General features: G+C 71.6%; 14 protein-coding genes. 11 read left to right on the plus strand and 3 right to left on the minus strand.

Annotation, left to right across the window (positions count from 1 at the left end):
* Window positions 1-27: 27 nt before the first annotated feature.
* From ACFVHO_RS34680 to galE, 3 genes are all read right to left on the minus strand, one after another.
* On the minus strand, window positions 28-1,320 hold the full coding sequence (locus ACFVHO_RS34680; RefSeq protein WP_385723682.1) for a GNAT family N-acetyltransferase: 1,293 nt from the start codon (window positions 1,318-1,320) through the stop codon (window positions 28-30).
* 290 nt (window positions 1,321-1,610) lie between these two features.
* Window positions 1,611-2,543 carry a cation diffusion facilitator family transporter gene (locus tag ACFVHO_RS34685; RefSeq protein WP_385723685.1) on the minus strand — a complete coding sequence of 311 codons (933 nt, stop codon included), beginning with the start codon at window positions 2,541-2,543 and terminating at the stop codon, window positions 1,611-1,613.
* A 181-nt stretch (window positions 2,544-2,724) separates the two neighbouring features.
* Entirely contained in the window at window positions 2,725-3,705 is a 981-nt protein-coding gene (galE, locus tag ACFVHO_RS34690; RefSeq protein ID WP_385723687.1) for a UDP-glucose 4-epimerase GalE, read from the minus strand.
* A gap of 255 nt (window positions 3,706-3,960) precedes the next feature.
* Here galE and ACFVHO_RS34695 point away from each other — a divergent pair, with 255 nt between their 5' ends.
* The 11 genes from ACFVHO_RS34695 (at window position 3,961) to ACFVHO_RS34745 (ending at window position 15,915) form a co-directional block, all read left to right on the plus strand.
* Window positions 3,961-5,814: a DUF5941 domain-containing protein gene (locus ACFVHO_RS34695; protein ID WP_385723762.1), complete on the plus strand. Its 1,854-nt coding sequence runs from the start codon at window positions 3,961-3,963 to the stop codon at window positions 5,812-5,814.
* A complete protein-coding gene (locus ACFVHO_RS34700) occupies window positions 5,811-6,563 on the plus strand; it encodes a sugar phosphate nucleotidyltransferase (RefSeq protein ID WP_385723690.1) in 753 nt (250 codons plus the stop codon). The genes ACFVHO_RS34695 and ACFVHO_RS34700 overlap by 4 nt, the downstream gene beginning before the upstream one ends.
* Window positions 6,551-7,615 carry an iron-containing alcohol dehydrogenase family protein gene (locus ACFVHO_RS34705; protein WP_385723692.1) on the plus strand — a complete coding sequence of 355 codons (1,065 nt, stop codon included), beginning with the start codon at window positions 6,551-6,553 and terminating at the stop codon, window positions 7,613-7,615. Before ACFVHO_RS34700 ends, ACFVHO_RS34705 begins: the two co-directional genes overlap by 13 nt.
* The gene (locus ACFVHO_RS34710) at window positions 7,593-8,372 is read left to right on the plus strand and encodes a CDP-alcohol phosphatidyltransferase family protein (protein WP_380855864.1); all 780 of its coding nucleotides are present in this window, start codon (window positions 7,593-7,595) and stop codon (window positions 8,370-8,372) included. The genes ACFVHO_RS34705 and ACFVHO_RS34710 overlap by 23 nt, the downstream gene beginning before the upstream one ends.
* Before the next feature lie 71 nt (window positions 8,373-8,443).
* On the plus strand, window positions 8,444-9,289 hold the full coding sequence (locus ACFVHO_RS34715; RefSeq protein ID WP_385723765.1) for a glycosyltransferase family 2 protein: 846 nt from the start codon (window positions 8,444-8,446) through the stop codon (window positions 9,287-9,289).
* A gap of 98 nt (window positions 9,290-9,387) precedes the next feature.
* Window positions 9,388-10,317, plus strand: a complete 930-nt coding sequence (locus ACFVHO_RS34720) for an ABC transporter permease (protein ID WP_385723695.1) — start codon at window positions 9,388-9,390, stop codon at window positions 10,315-10,317.
* Window positions 10,310-11,095, plus strand: a complete 786-nt coding sequence (locus ACFVHO_RS34725) for an ABC transporter ATP-binding protein (RefSeq protein WP_385723698.1) — start codon at window positions 10,310-10,312, stop codon at window positions 11,093-11,095. The genes ACFVHO_RS34720 and ACFVHO_RS34725 overlap by 8 nt, the downstream gene beginning before the upstream one ends.
* 336 nt (window positions 11,096-11,431) lie before the next feature.
* On the plus strand, window positions 11,432-12,331 hold the full coding sequence (hpnC, locus tag ACFVHO_RS34730; RefSeq protein ID WP_385723701.1) for a squalene synthase HpnC: 900 nt from the start codon (window positions 11,432-11,434) through the stop codon (window positions 12,329-12,331).
* The gene (gene hpnD, locus ACFVHO_RS34735) at window positions 12,328-13,278 is read left to right on the plus strand and encodes a presqualene diphosphate synthase HpnD (protein ID WP_385723703.1); all 951 of its coding nucleotides are present in this window, start codon (window positions 12,328-12,330) and stop codon (window positions 13,276-13,278) included. Before hpnC ends, hpnD begins: the two co-directional genes overlap by 4 nt.
* A 109-nt stretch (window positions 13,279-13,387) precedes the next feature.
* Window positions 13,388-14,794 (plus strand): hydroxysqualene dehydroxylase HpnE, encoded by a 1,407-nt coding sequence (gene hpnE, locus ACFVHO_RS34740; RefSeq protein ID WP_385723706.1) that lies wholly within the window; start codon window positions 13,388-13,390, stop codon window positions 14,792-14,794.
* Window positions 14,791-15,915, plus strand: coding sequence for a polyprenyl synthetase family protein (locus ACFVHO_RS34745; RefSeq protein ID WP_385723709.1), 1,125 nt, complete (start codon window positions 14,791-14,793; stop codon window positions 15,913-15,915). The genes hpnE and ACFVHO_RS34745 overlap by 4 nt, the downstream gene beginning before the upstream one ends.
* Window positions 15,916-16,008: the final 93 nt, after the last annotated feature.

The raw sequence follows: 16,008 nt of genomic DNA on the forward strand, positions 1-16,008 counted from the left end.
GGGCGCCGGGCCTGGGGACGGCCGGGATCAGACCCCGAAGGCCGCCGGATAGGCGATCGTGCCGGACGGAACCGGCACCCCACCGTCCGTGTCGGCCCTGTCGAGGACCAGCGCCATCATCGCCTCATCCGGCACCTCGAAACTTGGCCGGATCCCGTATGCCGAGGCCGGGGTGAACCCGAACCGCGGGTAGTAGTCCGGGTGCCCGAGGACCAGGACCAGTTGCTCGCCACGGGCGCGCACGGCGTGCAGCACGGCGCGCACGACGGCCGAACCAGCGCCCGTTCCCTGGTACGCCGGTAGTACGGCCACCGGCGCCAGGCACAGGGCCGGAGCGCCGTCCACGTGACAGCGGGTGACCAGGGCGTGCGCCACGACCTCCCCGCCCGGCGTGTTCGAGCCGTCCGTGAGGGGCGCCTCGGCCACGAACGAGAGTCCGTCGAGCCAGGCCCCGGGGTCCTCGCGGAGCGCGTCCACGAGGTCGGCCTCCGCCTCGGTGGGGAAGGCGGCGGCGTTCACGGCGCGCACCGCCGCGCGGTCGGCGCCGGACGCCGCCTCGGGCCGGGTGCGCCAGCCGCCGCCCGCCGGGCGCAGGACGTAGCCGGTGTAGCCGAACTCCGCCCCGTGCTCCCGCCGCATCGCGATCTCGGCGCGGGTGGCGGCCAGGGCCTCGGCCATGCCGGGCGCCCCGGGGTCGGCCCCGTCGGCGCGGGCGCCGAGCGGACCGTAGTACTCGTCCCAGTCGGACTCCGGCTGGGACACGGTGCCGAGCACCGCGTACCCGGCGGCGAGTGCCGCGCGCGTGTTCTCCTCCGTGGTGCGCAGCGGATAGTGCTGGTCCCAGAAGGCACGCGCCGCCCCGGACGGGTCGGCGGTCGTCCACTCGCACTCGGTGACGACGAGCGTCCCGCCGGGCGCGAGCAGCCGCCGCCAGGTGGCGAGGGCGGTGTCGAAGCCGATGGAGTAGGCCGAGCTCTCGGCCCAGATCAGGTCGAACGAACCGTCCGGGCAGGGCAGTTCGCCCATGTCGGCCTTGACGGTGCGCACACGGTCGCCGAGCCCGCGGGCGTCGGCCGCCGCGCGCAGTTCGGCGAGGAACGGCTCGTGCAGATCGACGGCCGTGACCTCGGCTCCGGCCTCGGCGGCGAGGAGCAGCGCGGACCGGCCGGGGCCGCAGCCCAGGTCGAGCACGCGCGGACGGGCGGGCAGCTCACCGGCGAGGGCGAGCAGCGCGCGGGTGGTGGCGTCGGAGCCGGGGCCCTGCCGGGGCAGGCCGTGGTGCAGGGCGAAGAAGGCGTTGGTGATCGCGTTCTGAGTCAACGGAGTGAACCCTTGAATGAGTGGGCCCGGCCGTGACACGGAGGACGTACGCACGCTGCGTACGCGACGTACGTGCGCGAGGCGACGTACGGAAGGTCAGGCGTGGGCCCGGGAAGTGGGGACAGTCGTGTCGCCGCGCAGAGCAGCGTCAGCCGCGACAGTCATCAACCCACCTCTTTCTCTTCCGTGTCTGCCGTCAAAGTCCTGGCCAGGGTACCACCGTCCGTGATCCCCTGTCCTGCCGTCGCGGGGGGCTCCGTGACGGCAGCCGCCCCGCGTCAGTGGCGAAGTCAGTGGCAGAGGCCCGGCTCGTGCTCCGCGTGGCCGCCCGGCTCCAGCTGGAACGTGCAGTGCTCGACGTCGAAGTGGTCGCCCAGGCAGAGCTGCAGCTCGTGCAGCATCTTCTCGTGGCCGATGGCGGTCAGCGTCTCGGAGCTGACGACCACGTGCGCGGACAGGACCGGCATCCCTGATGTGATCGTCCAGGCGTGCAGGTCGTGCACGTCCTCCACGCCGGGCAGGGCCAGCATGTGGGCGCGGACCTCGGCCATGTCGACGCCCTTGGGCGCCGATTCGAGCAGGACGTTCAGCGTCTCCCGCAGCAGCTTCCAGGCGCGCGGGACGATCATGAGCCCGATGACGATGGAGGCGATGGGGTCGGCGGCCTGCCAGCCCGTGAGCAGGATCAGGGCGGCCGAGACGAGCACCGCGACCGACCCCAGCGCGTCCGCGAGGACCTCAAGGAAGGCACCGCGCACATTGAGGCTGTCCTTCTGGCCGCCCATCAGGAGGGCCAGCGAGACCAGATTGGCCAGCAGGCCGATCAGGCCGAAGACCATCGTGAGGCCGCCCTCGGTCTCGGCGGGCGTGACGAACCGCTGCACCGCCTCGTACAGGACGTACCCGCCGACGCCGAACAGGAGCAGACAGTTGGCGAGCGCCGCCAGGATCTCGGCGCGTGCGTAGCCGAAGGTGCGGTTCTCGCTCGGCGGGCGGTTCGCGAAGTGAATGGCGAGCAGCGCCATGCTCAGGCCGAGCGCGTCCGTCGCCATGTGCGTCGCATCCGCGATCAGCGCGAGGGAGTCGGCGACGATGCCGCCGACGATCTCGACCACCATGACGGTGACCGTGATGGACAGCGCGATGCGCAGACGACCCTTGTAGGCGGCCGTGGCCGTGCCCTTGGCGGGCGGCGCGTGGCCGTGGTCGTGTCCTGCCCCCATGGTGCGTTCCTCCGTCGTCGTCCGTCGGCGCCCAGGTCCGGTCGCGACCTTCAGTCAACTACGGGTGGGGGGTATGTGCAACACGCTCTTGAGAACCGTTGTCATATGCTCTGACCTGCGCAAATGCTCCGCAGGTCAGAGCCTTGCGAGCGGCGGGTGGACGGGCCGGGTCCCGGCGTGGCTAGCCGCGCACGGCCTCCGGGTGACGCAGGCACCAGCCCGCCCACGCGGACTCCACCATCTCCCGCACGCCCCGCCGGGCGTCGAAGCCCAGCTCCTTCGCCGCGCGGCGCACGTCCGCCACGGCGCGCGGCGCGTCGCCCGCCCGGCGCGGCTCGACGAGCGGCTCGCGGTGGTCCCCGGTCACCTCCGCGATCACGGTGAGGAGTTCGCGTACGGAAACGCCCTCGCCCCGGCCGATGTTCACCGTCAGATCGCTGCCCGGCTCGACCGGCCTGCGCGCGGCGGCGAGGTGCGCCTCGGCGAGATCGCTGACGTGGATGTAGTCCCGCACGCAGGTGCCGTCGGGCGTGGGGTGGTCGGTGCCGAAGATGCGCGGGGCCTCGCCGCGGGTGAGGCGGTCGAAGACCATCGGGACCACGTTGAAGACCCCGGTGTCCGCGAGCTCCGGGCTCGCGGCGCCCGCCACGTTGAAGTAGCGCAGACACGTCGTGGTCAGCCCGTGGGCCCGCCCGGCGGCCCGCACCAGCCACTCGCCCGCCAGCTTCGTCTCGCCGTAGGGGCTCACCGGCGCGCAGGGCGTGTCCTCCGCGACCAGGTCGGCGTCCGGCGGATTGCCGTAGACGGCCGCCGACGACGAGAAGACGAACCGCTCCACGCCCGCGTCCACCACCGCTTCCAGGAGCGTCGTGAGGCCCCCGACGTTCTCCCGGTAGTAACGCAGCGGCTGCTCCACCGATTCGCCGACCTGCTTGCGGGCGGCGAGATGCACCACACCCGTCACCGCGTGCTCGGCGAACACCCGCCGCAGCAGCGCCCCGTCGAGCGAAGTGCCCCGTACCAGCGGAATGTCCGAGGGCAGTCGCTCCGGCACACCCGACGAGACGTCGTCCACGACGACGACCCGCTCACCCGCCCCGGCCATGACCCGCGCCACATGCGCCCCGATATATCCCGCTCCACCTGTGATCATCCATGTCATGGACGTCCACCTTAGGCTGGCTTGGACGGGTGTGGACCCCGCGGTTTGTGGCCGCGGGCTGCTTTCGACCATGATGATCGCGGCGGTCGAGAACCACGCAGACCGCGCTGATCGGGGCGTGAACGGGCGGTGAACGCCCGCTTCCATTCATCCGATAGCCTCTGCCGACATGCCGCCCGGCCGTCTCGCTGCCCGGGTGCCCCCGTCACGCACGTGCCCGCGCGAGCCGCGCCGGGAATCAAGGAGTGAGTTCGTCTGTCGACCGCCATCCTCACCGGCCGGCCGGTGCCCGGTTCGCCGCTCGAAGGCGATCTGCGGTCCCTGGGCTTCGACGTGCGGACCGCCCCCGATGCGGCGTCCCCGGAAGAGCTCGAGGCCCTGCTGCGTGACCTGCCCGCCGACGAGCGCGTCGCCCTCGTCGACAGCCGCTTCGTCGGCCACGTCCACGCCCTGCGGCTCGGCCTGACCGACCCGCGCTTCCCCGTGTCGGCCGTGCCCGGCGCCGTGACCGCGCAGGCGGGGGCGCGCCGGGAGCTGACGGCCGCGCTGCGTACGGCAGTTGGGGCCGGTGGAGCCGAGGCCGCGGCCGACGGCGGCCGCGCGTCCGTGGCGCTCGCCTCCGGCGCCGTGCCCGACCGCGTCGCCGCCGCCGTCGAAGCCACCGGCACCGACGTGCACCGGCCCGAACTCGGCACGCTCATCGCGGCCGTGCCCGACGACCCCGAGTCCCGCAACACCGCGCGCCAGGCCGTCGCCGCCGTCGACGACGAGGCCGTGCGCCTGCGCGGCGCGGTGAAGGCCCGCGACGGCTTCTTCACGACGTACTGCATCAGCCCCTACTCGCGCTATCTCGCCCGCTGGTGCGCGCGCCGGGGCCTCACCCCGAACCAGGTCACCACCGCCTCCCTGCTGGTCGCCGTGATCGCGGCGGGCTGCGCGGCGACCGGCACCCGCGGCGGCTTCGTCGCCGCCGGACTGCTGCTCCTGTTCTCCTTCGTCCTCGACTGCACGGACGGCCAGCTCGCCCGCTACTCACTGCAGTACTCCACGCTCGGCGCCTGGCTCGACGCGACGTTCGACCGCGCCAAGGAGTACGCGTACTACGCGGGCCTCGCCCTCGGCGCCGCCCGCGGCGGGGGCAGTGATGACGTATGGGCGCTCGCGCTCGGCGCGATGATCCTGCAGACCTGCCGGCACGTCGTGGACTTCTCCTTCAACGAGGGGAACGTCGACGACGCGGGCAATGCCGCCGTCAACACCAGCCCCACCGCGACGCTCTCCGGAAAGCTCGACGGCGTCGGCTGGACGGTCTGGGTGCGCCGCATGATCGTCCTGCCCATCGGCGAGCGCTGGGCCCTCATCGCCGTCCTCACCGCCGTCACCACGCCGCGGATCACCTTCGTCGTGCTCCTGATCGGCTGCGGCCTCGCCGCCTGCTACACCACGGCCGGCCGCGTCCTGCGCTCGCTGCGCAAGGCCCCCCGCACCGACCGTGCCGCCCAGGCCCTCGCCGACCTCGCCGACAGCGGCACCGTCGCCGCCGCGTTCGCCGCGCTGCGCCGGACACCGCTGCCCCTCGCGCCGCTCCTGGCCCTGGTCGGCGCCGCCGTCGTCGTCTGCACGGCCGCCTTCAGCTCCTACGGCAGCCCCTGGCCGGTGATCGCCGCCGCCGTCTACGCCGTCACGTCCGGCCTCGCCGTCACGCAGCCGCTCAAGGGACGCCTCGACTGGCTGGTTCCGCCGTTCTTCCGGGCGGCCGAATACGGCACCGTTCTGGTACTGGCCGCCAAAGCCGACGTGAACGGCAGCCTTCCCGCGGCTTTCGGCCTGGTGGCCGCGGTCGCCTACCATCACTACGACACCGTGTACCGCATTCGCGGTGTCGGCGCGCCGCCGCGCTGGCTGGTACGGGCGATCGGCGGGCACGAAGGCAGGACGTTCGCGGTCACCGTGCTCGCCGCCCTGCTGACAGACACAGATTTCACCGTCGCGCTCACGGCGCTCGCCGTGGCCGTGGCACTCGTGGTGCTCATCGAGAGCATCCGCTTCTGGGTGACCGCTCACAAGCGTGGCGCACCCGCCGTACACGATGAAGGAGAACCCGCATGATCGGCCTCGTCCTGGCCGCCGGCGCCGGCCGGCGTCTGCGTCCCTACACCGAAACGCTCCCCAAGGCCCTGGTGCCCGTGGTGGGCGAGGGGACCGAGAACGAGCTGGCCGTGCTCGACCTCACCCTGAAGAACTTCGCCGAGATCGGCCTGACCGAGGTCGCCATCATCGTCGGCTACCGCAAGGAAGCGGTCTACGACCGCAAGGCGGCGCTCGAGGCCAAGTACGGCCTCAAGCTCACCCTGATCGACAACGACAAGGCCGAGGAGTGGAACAACGCCTACTCCCTGTGGTGCGGCCGCGACTCGATCAAGCACTCGGTGATCCTCGCCAACGGTGACACCGTGCACCCGGTCTCCGTCGAGAAGACGCTGCTCGCCGCCCGCGGCGACGGCAAGAAGATCATCCTCGCCCTCGACACGGTGAAGAACCTCGCCGACGAGGAGATGAAGGTCATCGTGGACCCCGAGAAGGGCGTCCAGAAGATCACCAAGCTGATGGACCCGGCGACGGCCACCGGTGAGTACATCGGCGTCACCCTCATCGAGGGCGAGGCGGCCGACGAGCTCGCCGACGCGCTGAAGACCACCTTCGAGCGCGACCCCGACCTCTACTACGAGGACGGCTACCAGGAGCTCGTCAACCGCGGCTTCAAGATCGATGTGGCGCCGATCGGCGACGTCAAGTGGGTCGAGATCGACAACCACGACGACCTCGCCAAGGGACGTGAGATCGCGTGCCAGTACTGACGAGGCTCATCCCCTCGCCGGTCGTCGTGGACATCCGGCCGGGGGCGTTGAACGACCTGGCCGGTGTCCTCGCCGACCAGCGGATCTGCTCGTCGACCGGCAAGCTCGCCATCGCCATCAGCGGCGGCTCCGGCGCGGTGCTGCGCAAGCGGCTCGAGCCGTCGCTGCCCGGCGCCGAATGGTTCGAGGTGGGCGGCGGCACGCTCGATGACGCCATCAAGCTCGCCGACGCCATGAAGAAGGGCCGCTACGACGCGGTCGTCGGCCTCGGTGGCGGCAAGATCATCGACTGCGCCAAGTTCGCCGCGGCGCGCGTCGGCCTGCCGCTGGTCGCCGTCGCGACGAACCTGTCGCACGACGGCCTGTGCTCGCCCGTCGCGACCCTCGACAACGACGCGGGCCGAGGCTCCTACGGCGTGCCGAACCCGATCGCGGTCGTCATCGACCTCGACGTCATCCGCGAGGCCCCGGTGCGCTTCGTGCGCTCCGGCATCGGCGACGCCCTGTCCAACATCTCCGCGATCAGGGACTGGGAGCTGGCCGCCCGCGAGCGCGGCGAGGACATCGACGGCCTGGCCGCCGCGATGGCCCGCCAGGCCGGCGAGGCGGTCCTGCGCCACCCCGGCGGCGTCGGCGACGACGGCTTCCTCCAGGTGCTCGCCGAGGGACTGGTCCTCACCGGCATCGCCATGTCCGTCTCGGGCGACTCCCGCCCGGCGTCCGGCGCCTGCCACGAGATCAACCACGCCTTCGACCTGCTCTTCCCCAAGCGCGCCGCGAGCCACGGCGAGCAGTGCGGGCTCGGCGCCGCCTTCGCGATGTACCTGCGCGGTGCCCGTGAGGAGTCGGCGTACATGGCGGAGGTCCTGCGCCGCCACGGCCTGCCGGTCCTGCCGGAGGAGATCGGCTTCACCGTGGACGAGTTCGTCCAGGTCGTCGAGTACGCCCCGCAGACCCGGCCGGGCCGCTACACGATCCTCGAGCACCTCAATCTGAACACCGACCAGATCAAGGACGCATACGCCGACTATGCCAAGGCCATCGGTAGCTGAACTCCGGCCCGTCGTTCACCCCGCGGGGGTGAAGGACCGGCGCAGCGGTGAGCACTGGGCGGGACGCATGTACATGCGGGAGATCTCGCTGCGCTGCGACCGCTACCTGGTGAACACCAGGATCACGCCCAATCAGCTGACCTACCTGATGACCGTCGCGGGCGTCCTCGCGGCCCCGGCCCTCCTGGTGCCGGGGATCTGGGGCGCCGTCCTCGGCGTCGTCGCGGTCCAGCTCTACCTGCTGCTCGACTGCGTCGACGGCGAGATCGCCCGCTGGCGCAAGCAGTACTCGATGTCCGGGGTGTACCTGGACCGGGTCGGCGCCTACCTGTGCGACGCGGCGGTCCTGGTCGGCTTCGGCCTGCGCGCCGCCGACCTGTGGGGATCGGGCCGCATCGACTGGCTGTGGGCCTTCCTCGGCACCCTGGCCGCCCTCGGCGCCATCCTGATCAAGGCCGAGACCGACCTCGTCGCCGTCGCCCGGCACCAGCAGGGCATGGCGCCGGTGCAGGAGTCGGCGTCCGAGCCGCGCGCGTCCGGCGTGGCCCTGGCCCGCAAGGTCGCCGGAGCGCTGAAGTTCCACCGCCTCATCCTCGGCATCGAGGCGTCGCTGCTGATCCTGGTCATCGCGGTCGTGGACCAGATGCGGGGCGATCTGTTCTTCTCGCGTCTGGGTGTCGCGGTCCTCGCCGGCATCGCGCTCCTGCAGACCGTGCTGCACCTCGTGTCCATCCTCGCGTCGAGCAGGCTGAAGTGAGTACACCGAGCCCCTCCGGCACACCGGGGACGCCGACCGCGCCGCTGAAGGTCGGCGCGGTCGTCATCACCATGGGCAACCGCCCGCAGGAGCTGCGCGCCCTGCTCGACTCGGTCGCCAAGCAGGACGGCGACCGGGTCGAGGTGGTCGTCGTCGGCAACGGCGCCCCCGTGCCGGACGTGCCCGCGGGCGTGCGCACCATAGAACTGCCCGAGAACCTGGGCATCCCGGGCGGGCGCAATGTGGGCATCGAGGCCTTCGGCCCGGGCGGTACCGACGTCGACGTCCTGCTCTTCCTCGACGACGACGGACTGCTCGCGCACACCGACACCGCCGAGCTGTGCCGCGCGGCCTTCGCGGCGGACCCCGAGCTCGGCATCATCAGCTTCCGCATCGCCGACCCGGACACCGGGATCACGCAGCGCCGCCACGTGCCGCGCCTGCGCGCCTCGGACCCGATGCGCTCCTCCCGCGTGACGACGTTCCTCGGCGGCGCCAACGCCGTGCGCACCGCGGTCCTGAAGGAGGTCGGCGGCCTGCCCGACGCCTTCTTCTACGCCCACGAGGAGACGGACCTCGCCTGGCGCGCCCTGGACGCGGGCTGGATGATCGACTACCGCGCCGACATGGTGCTGTTCCACCCCACCACGGCCCCCTCCCGGCACGCGGTCTACCACCGCATGGTGGCCCGCAACCGGGTCTGGCTGGCCCGCCGCAACCTGCCCGCCGTGCTCGTGCCCGTCTACCTCGGCGTCTGGCTCCTGCTCACCCTCGCCCGGCGCCCCTCGCGGCCCGCCCTGAAGGCCTGGTTCGGCGGTTTCAAGGAGGGCTGGACCAGCCCGAGCGGACCTCGGCGCCCCATGAAGTGGCGTACGGTGTGGCGCCTGACCCGGCTGGGCCGACCTCCTGTGATCTGACAAGCTCTGGTCTGAGAACATTCGGGCCGTATTCCGGTCCCTGGCCCCCCACGCCTACGCCCGACCGGCCGTGCATCTGAAGACGAAAGTTTCCCCTCGTGAGTGAGACAACGCAGGACGGTGGAGTCGCGGTGACCGCGCCACCGTCGCCCGACGACGGGCTGTCCCCCGCAGAGCTGGCGGCCAAGTACGGCCTGTCCGTCAGCGGCGCCCGTCCGGGTCTTTTCGAGTACGTCCGCCAGCTCTGGGGGCGGCGTCACTTCATCCTCGCCTTCTCGCAGGCGAAGCTCACCGCCCAGTACAGCCAGGCCAAGCTCGGCCAGCTGTGGCAGGTGGCGACCCCGCTGCTCAACGCGCTCGTCTACTTCCTCATCTTCGGCCTGATCCTCAAGGCCGACCGGGGCATGGAGCGGGAGGTGTACATCCCGTTCCTCGTGACAGGCGTCTTCGTCTTCACCTTCACGCAGAGCTCGGTGATGGCGGGCGTACGGGCGATCTCGGGCAACCTCGGCCTGGTGCGCGCGCTGCACTTCCCGCGCGCCTCGCTGCCGATCTCGTTCTCGCTCCAGCAGCTCCAGCAGCTGCTGTTCTCGATGATCGTGCTGTTCGTGGTGGCGGTCGGCTTCGGCAGCTACCCGCGGCTGTCCTGGCTGCTCATCCTGCCGGTGCTCGCGCTGCAGTTCCTCTTCAACACCGGCCTCGCGCTGATCATGGCGAGGCTCGGCAGCAAGACCCCCGACCTCGCGCAGCTGATGCCGTTCGTGATGCGCACGTGGATGTACGCGTCCGGCGTGATGTTCTCCATCCCGGTGATGCTCAAGGAGCACCCGGCGTGGATCGCCGACATCCTCCAGTGGAACCCGGCCGCCATCTACATGGACCTGATGCGCTTCGCGCTCATCGACGGCTACGGCTCCGAGAACCTGCCGCCGCACGTCTGGGCGGTCGCGGCCGGCTGGGCCGTGCTCGTCGCCGTGGGCGGCTTCGTGTACTTCTGGAAGGCGGAGGAGCGGTACGGCCGTGGCTGACGACAAGAGCGCCGACAGGACGCACATCCCCACCGTCATCGCGGACGAGCTGCACATCGTCTACCGCGTCAACGGCGCCAAGACGGGCAAGGGCAGCGCCACCTCCGCGCTGAGCCGCATCATCAGGCGCGGCGAGGAGCGCGGCGTGCGCAAGGTGCACGCCGTGCGCGGGGTCAGCTTCACCGCCTACCGCGGCGAGGCGATCGGCCTGATCGGGTCGAACGGCTCCGGCAAGTCCACCCTGCTGCGCGCCATCGCCGGGCTCCTTCCCGCCGAGAAGGGCAAGGTGTACACCGACGGCCAGCCCTCGCTGCTCGGTGTGAACGCGGCCCTCATGAACGATCTGACCGGCGAGCGCAACGTGATCCTCGGCGGACTCGCGATGGGCATGAGCCGCGAGCAGATCCGGGCGCGCTACCAGGACATCGTCGACTTCTCGGGGATCAACGAGAAGGGCGACTTCATCACCCTGCCGATGCGCACCTACTCCTCCGGCATGGCCGCCCGCCTGCGGTTCTCCATCGCGGCGGCCAAGGACCACGACGTACTGATGATCGACGAGGCCCTTGCCACCGGTGACCGCAAGTTCCAGAAGCGCTCCGAGGCCCGCATCCGCGAGCTGCGCAAGGAGGCGGGCACGGTCTTCCTGGTGAGCCACAACAACAAGTCGATCCGTGACACCTGCGACCGCGTGCTCTGGCTGGAGCGGGGCGAGCTGCGGATGGACGGACCGACGGACGAGGTCATCAAGGAGTACGAGAAGTTCACCGGCAAGTAGCCGAATGGCCGCACGCGGGTGGCGGCCGAACGGGTCAGGGCCCCGCCGGGACATCCGGGCGGGGCCCTGACCCGTTTTCGGGCACCAGGAGCCCCTCAAGTCACCGGAGTTCAGGGAAGATTGAAGCCAATCGGTGCGTTGTTGTGATGTGCCGAACACCCCGACGACTCGGTGTGCGTTGTACAACGTAAGCTGTACCGGTGCTGATTCGCGGCAAGTGGGGCGATATCGCGCGACATCGTGGCGACGGGCACGGTCGGCCGCACGGGGGGCAGGGCGGCGTGTCCGAAATAGGATGTTTTGGGTCGGCAGTGTAGAACGGGAGATGTGACGGCAATGGCTACGGACGATCTCCGGCTCCGCGATGCGTCCGCCGTCCTCGACAAAGCCGCGGACGAGAACTTCCCCGTGGCCCCGTTCTTCCTCCCGCGCGCCTGGCGCGAGGACCTCATGGCCGTGTACGGCTACGCCCGCCTGGTCGACGACATCGGCGACGCCGACCTCGACCGCGGCGCCGCCCACGCCCGCTACCTCGGCGCGGACCCCGCGGCCGCCGCCGACCCGGTCGCACTCCTCGACGCCTTCGAGGCCGACCTCGGCAAGGTCTTCGCAGGCCAGGAGCCAGGCCACCCGCTGCTGCGGGCCCTGGTGCCCACCGTGCGCCGCCGCCGGCTGACCCCCGAGCCCTTTCTCGGCCTGATCGCGGCCAACCGCCAGGACCAGCTCGTCAAGCGGTACGAGACCTACGACGACCTCGTGGCCTACTGCGAGCTGTCCGCGAACCCCGTCGGCCGCCTCGTCCTCGCCATCACCGACACGGCCACGCCCGAGCGCGTCCGCCTCTCGGACTCCGTGTGCACGGCGCTGCAGATCGTGGAGCACCTCCAGGACGTGCGCGAGGACCTGGCCCGTGACCGTGTCTACCTCCCCGCCGAGGACATGAAGCGCTTTCATGTCCAGGAGCGGGATCTGGCTGCCCCTACGGCAGGCGCATCGGTGCGCGCACTGGTTGCATATGAAGCGGAACGCGCCCGCTGCCTCCTGAATGAAGGCACCCCCCTGGTGGGTAGCGTCCACGGCAGGCTGAAGCTGCTGCTTGCAGGGTTCGTGGCAGGGGGGAGGGCGGCGGTCGCGGCGATCGCCGCCGCCGGATACGACGTACTTCCAAGGCCGCCGAAGCCCACGAAGCCGCGCCTGGTGCGCGAGGTGGGTGCGGTTCTGCGAGGAGAGGGGTGAGCCGGACCGTGGAGTCAGAACCTCGCGTGTCCGCGCCGGTACTCGCCGCATACAGCTATTGCGAGACCGTGACCGGGCAGCAGGCGCGCAATTTCGCGTACGGCATCAGGTTGCTGCCGACGCCCCAGCGGCGGGCGATGTCCGCGCTCTACGCGTTCTCGCGGCGCGTGGACGACATCGGCGACGGCGCCCTGGAGCCGGAGGTGAAGGGGGCGCGGCTGAACGACACCCGGGCCCTGCTCGCCCGGGTCCGCGACGGCGAGGTGGCGGAGGACGACACCGACCCCGTGGCCGTGGCGCTGAGCCACGCGGCCCGGCACTTCCCGATCCCGCTCGGCGGGCTCGACGAGCTGATCGACGGCGTCCTGATGGACGTGCGCGGCGAGACGTACGAGACCTGGGACGACCTGAAGGTCTACTGCCGCTGTGTGGCCGGAGCGATCGGGCGGCTCTCCCTCGGGGTCTTCGGCACCGAGCCGGGGGCGCTGCACGCGGAGCGCGCACCGGAGTACGCCGATACGCTCGGCCTCGCGCTCCAACTCACCAACATCCTCAGGGACGTTCGCGAGGACGCGCTGGAGGGCCGCACCTATCTGCCGGCCGACGACCTCGCCAAGTTCGGCTGCTCCGCCGGGTTCGCCGGCAGCGAGCCGCCCGCGGGGTCGGACTTCGCGGGCCTGGTGCACTTCGAAGTCCGCCGCGCCCGGGCCCTGTTCGCCGAGGGCTACCGCCTGCTGCCCATGCTGGACCGGCGCAGCGGCGCCTGTGTGGCGGCGATGGCGGGGATCTACCGCCGCCTCCTCGACCGCATCGAGCGGGAGCCGGAAGCGGTCCTTCGGGGCCGCGTTTCGCTGCCGGGACGCGAGAAGGCGTACGTCGCCGTGCGCGGTCTGTCCGGGCTCGACGCGCGCAGCGTCTCCCGGGGGGCCGTCAGGAGGCGTACCTGATGCGCAAGTGCGACGGCCCCGGCGCAGGTCCCGCGCGTCGGCTCAAACGGTGGGCAACCCTCCGCATGACCATGGCGTCCCAGACTGCAACTGCCGAAAGGGAGGACGCATGAGGCAGGACGACAGGCAGCCCGAAGGAGACGCCGACGGATCCGGCAAACGGTCGTCCGCCGTCGTCGTGGGCGGCGGCCTGGCCGGCATCACCTCAGCCCTCGCCCTGGCCGACGCCGGCCTCGACGTCACCCTGCTCGAGGGCCGCCCGCGCCTCGGCGGACTCGCCTTCTCCTTCCAGCGCGGCGAGCTGACCGTCGACAACGGCCAGCACGTCTACCTGCGCTGCTGCACCGCCTACCGCTGGTTCCTCGACCGGGTCGAGGGCGCGCACCTGGCACCGCTGCAGGAACGACTCGACGTACCCGTGCTCGACGCCGACCGGCATCGGCTCGGGCGGCTGCGCCGCACCGCGCTGCCCGTGCCCCTGCACCTGGCCGCGAGCCTCGCCACCTACCCGCATCTGTCGCTCGCCGAGCGCGCCGCCGTCGGCCGCGCGGCGCTCGCCCTCAAGGGGCTCGACCCGGCCGACCCGGCGCTCGACAGTCAGGACTTCGGCAGCTGGCTGGCCGCCCGCGGACAGTCGAAGCGCGCCATCGAGGCCCTGTGGGACCTCGTCGGGGTCGCCACCCTCAACGCCGTCGCGGGCGACGCCTCGCTCGGCCTCGCCGCGATGGTGTTCAAGACCGGTCTGCTCTCCGACCCGGGCGCCGCCGACATCGGCTGGGCGCGGGTGCCCCTCGGTGACATCCATGACGGTCTGGCCCGCAAGGCGCTCGACTCGGCGGGCGTGCGTACCGAACTGAGGGCACGTGTCACCTCCATCTCCCGTAGTGAGAACGGCGGTTGGCGCGTCGAGGTTCCCGGTGAGACCATCCCGGCGGACACGGTGGTGCTCGCCGTGCCCCAGGCCGAGACCCACGACCTGCTCCCCGACGGCGCCCTCGACGAGCCCGACCGGCTGCTCGGCATCGAGACCGCGCCGATCCTGAACATCCACGTCGTGTACGACCGGAAGGTTCTCAAGCGGCCCTTCTTCGCCGCGCTCGGCACCCCCGTGCAGTGGGTCTTCGACCGGACCGACGCCTCGGGCCTGGCCGCGGGCCAGTACCTGGCGGTGTCGCAGTCCGCGGCCCAGGACGAGATCGACGCTCCCGTGGCGGCGCTCAGAGAGCGCTATCTGCCGGAGCTCGAGCGCCTCCTGCCCGCCGCGCACGGCGCACGGGTCCTCGACTTCTTCGTGACCCGGGAGCGCACCGCGACCTTCGCGCCCACGCCGGGCGTCGGCCGCCTGCGACCGGGCGCGCACACCAACGCGTCCGGGCTCTACCTGGCCGGCGCGTGGACCGCGACCGGCTGGCCCGCGACGATGGAAAGCGCTGTACGCAGCGGAATCACCGCAGCCCGGGCGGCCCTGACCGCACTCGACCGCCCCCATGGCCATCTCTTCGAGGAGGCGGCGTGAAGCTCGACCTGCTGGGGCCCCCGCCCCAGGAACCCCGCACCGGAACCAGAGGAGAGAATGTGCCGACTGTGCCCTCGGCCGAACCGGCCGCTGTGGACGTGACCGCGCTGCTGGAACGCGGCCGGACGCTGGCCACCCCGGTCCTGCGGTCCGCGGTGGACCGCCTCGCGCCGCCCATGGACACCGTCGCCGCCTACCACTTCGGCTGGATCGACGCGGCGGGCAACCCGTCCGTCGGCGACGGCGGCAAGGCCGTGCGCCCGGCACTGGCCCTGCTCTCCGCGGAGGCCGCCGGCGCGAGCCCGGAGACCGGCGTGCCCGGCGCTGTCGCCGTCGAGCTGGTCCACAACTTCTCGCTCCTGCACGACGACCTGATGGACGGCGACGAGCAGCGCCGCCACCGCGACACGGTGTGGAAGGTGCACGGCCCCGCGCAGGCGATCCTCGTCGGCGACGCGCTGTTCGCCCTCGCCAACGAGGTCCTGCTCGAACTCGGCACCGTCGAGGCCGGCCGCGCCACGCGCAGGCTCACCACAGCGACCCGCGCCCTCATCGACGGCCAGGCGCAGGACATCTCCTACGAGCACCGCGAGCGGGTCACCGTCGAGGAGTGCCTGGAGATGGAGGGCAACAAGACGGGCGCGCTGCTCGCCTGCGCGGTCTCCATCGGCGCGGTCCTCGGCGGCGCCGACGACGCCACCGCCGACATCCTGGAGAAGTACGGCTACCACCTGGGCCTCGCCTTCCAGGCCGTCGACGACCTGCTCGGCATCTGGGGCGACCCGGAGGCCACCGGCAAGCAGACCTGGAGCGATCTGCGCCAGCGCAAGAAGTCCCTGCCCGTGGTCGCCGCGCTCGCCGCGGGCGGCCCGGCCTCCGAACGGCTCGGCGAGCTGCTCGCCGCCGACGCCAAGAGCAACGACTTCGACAGCTTCTCCGAGGAGGAGTTCGCCGCGCGTGCCGCCCTGATCGAGCAGGCGGGCGGCCGCGAGTGGACCGCCGAGGAGGCGCGACGGCAGCACGCCGTCGCCATCGAGGCCCTGGACGCGGTCCAGATGCCGGACCAGGTGCGGGCGCAGCTCACCGCGCTCGCCGACTTCGTCGTCGTACGAAAGAGATGATCACTATCGGCCCCAACTGAATCGCAGTCGCCGGCCTGTGTCCCTCCAGGGCCCCGGCCGACGGCGGACCCGGCAGAGATGAAGCACTGCGTA

It is taken from the genome of Streptomyces sp. NPDC127108 (assembly GCF_042677545.1).
GTDB lineage: Bacteria > Actinomycetota > Actinomycetes > Streptomycetales > Streptomycetaceae > Streptomyces.

Coding starts and splice junctions, on each gene's coding strand:
- galE (WP_385723687.1), bottom strand. CDS start 3,705: ATGACATGGATGATCACAGGTGGAGCGGGATATATCGGGGCGCATGTG.
- hpnC (WP_385723701.1), top strand. CDS start 11,432: ATGGCTACGGACGATCTCCGGCTCCGCGATGCGTCCGCCGTCCTCGAC.
- hpnE (WP_385723706.1), top strand. CDS start 13,388: ATGAGGCAGGACGACAGGCAGCCCGAAGGAGACGCCGACGGATCCGGC.
- ACFVHO_RS34715 (WP_385723765.1), top strand. CDS start 8,444: ATGGGCAACCGCCCGCAGGAGCTGCGCGCCCTGCTCGACTCGGTCGCC.
- ACFVHO_RS34685 (WP_385723685.1), bottom strand. CDS start 2,543: ATGGGGGCAGGACACGACCACGGCCACGCGCCGCCCGCCAAGGGCACG.
- ACFVHO_RS34700 (WP_385723690.1), top strand. CDS start 5,811: ATGATCGGCCTCGTCCTGGCCGCCGGCGCCGGCCGGCGTCTGCGTCCC.
- ACFVHO_RS34710 (WP_380855864.1), top strand. CDS start 7,593: ATGCCAAGGCCATCGGTAGCTGAACTCCGGCCCGTCGTTCACCCCGCG.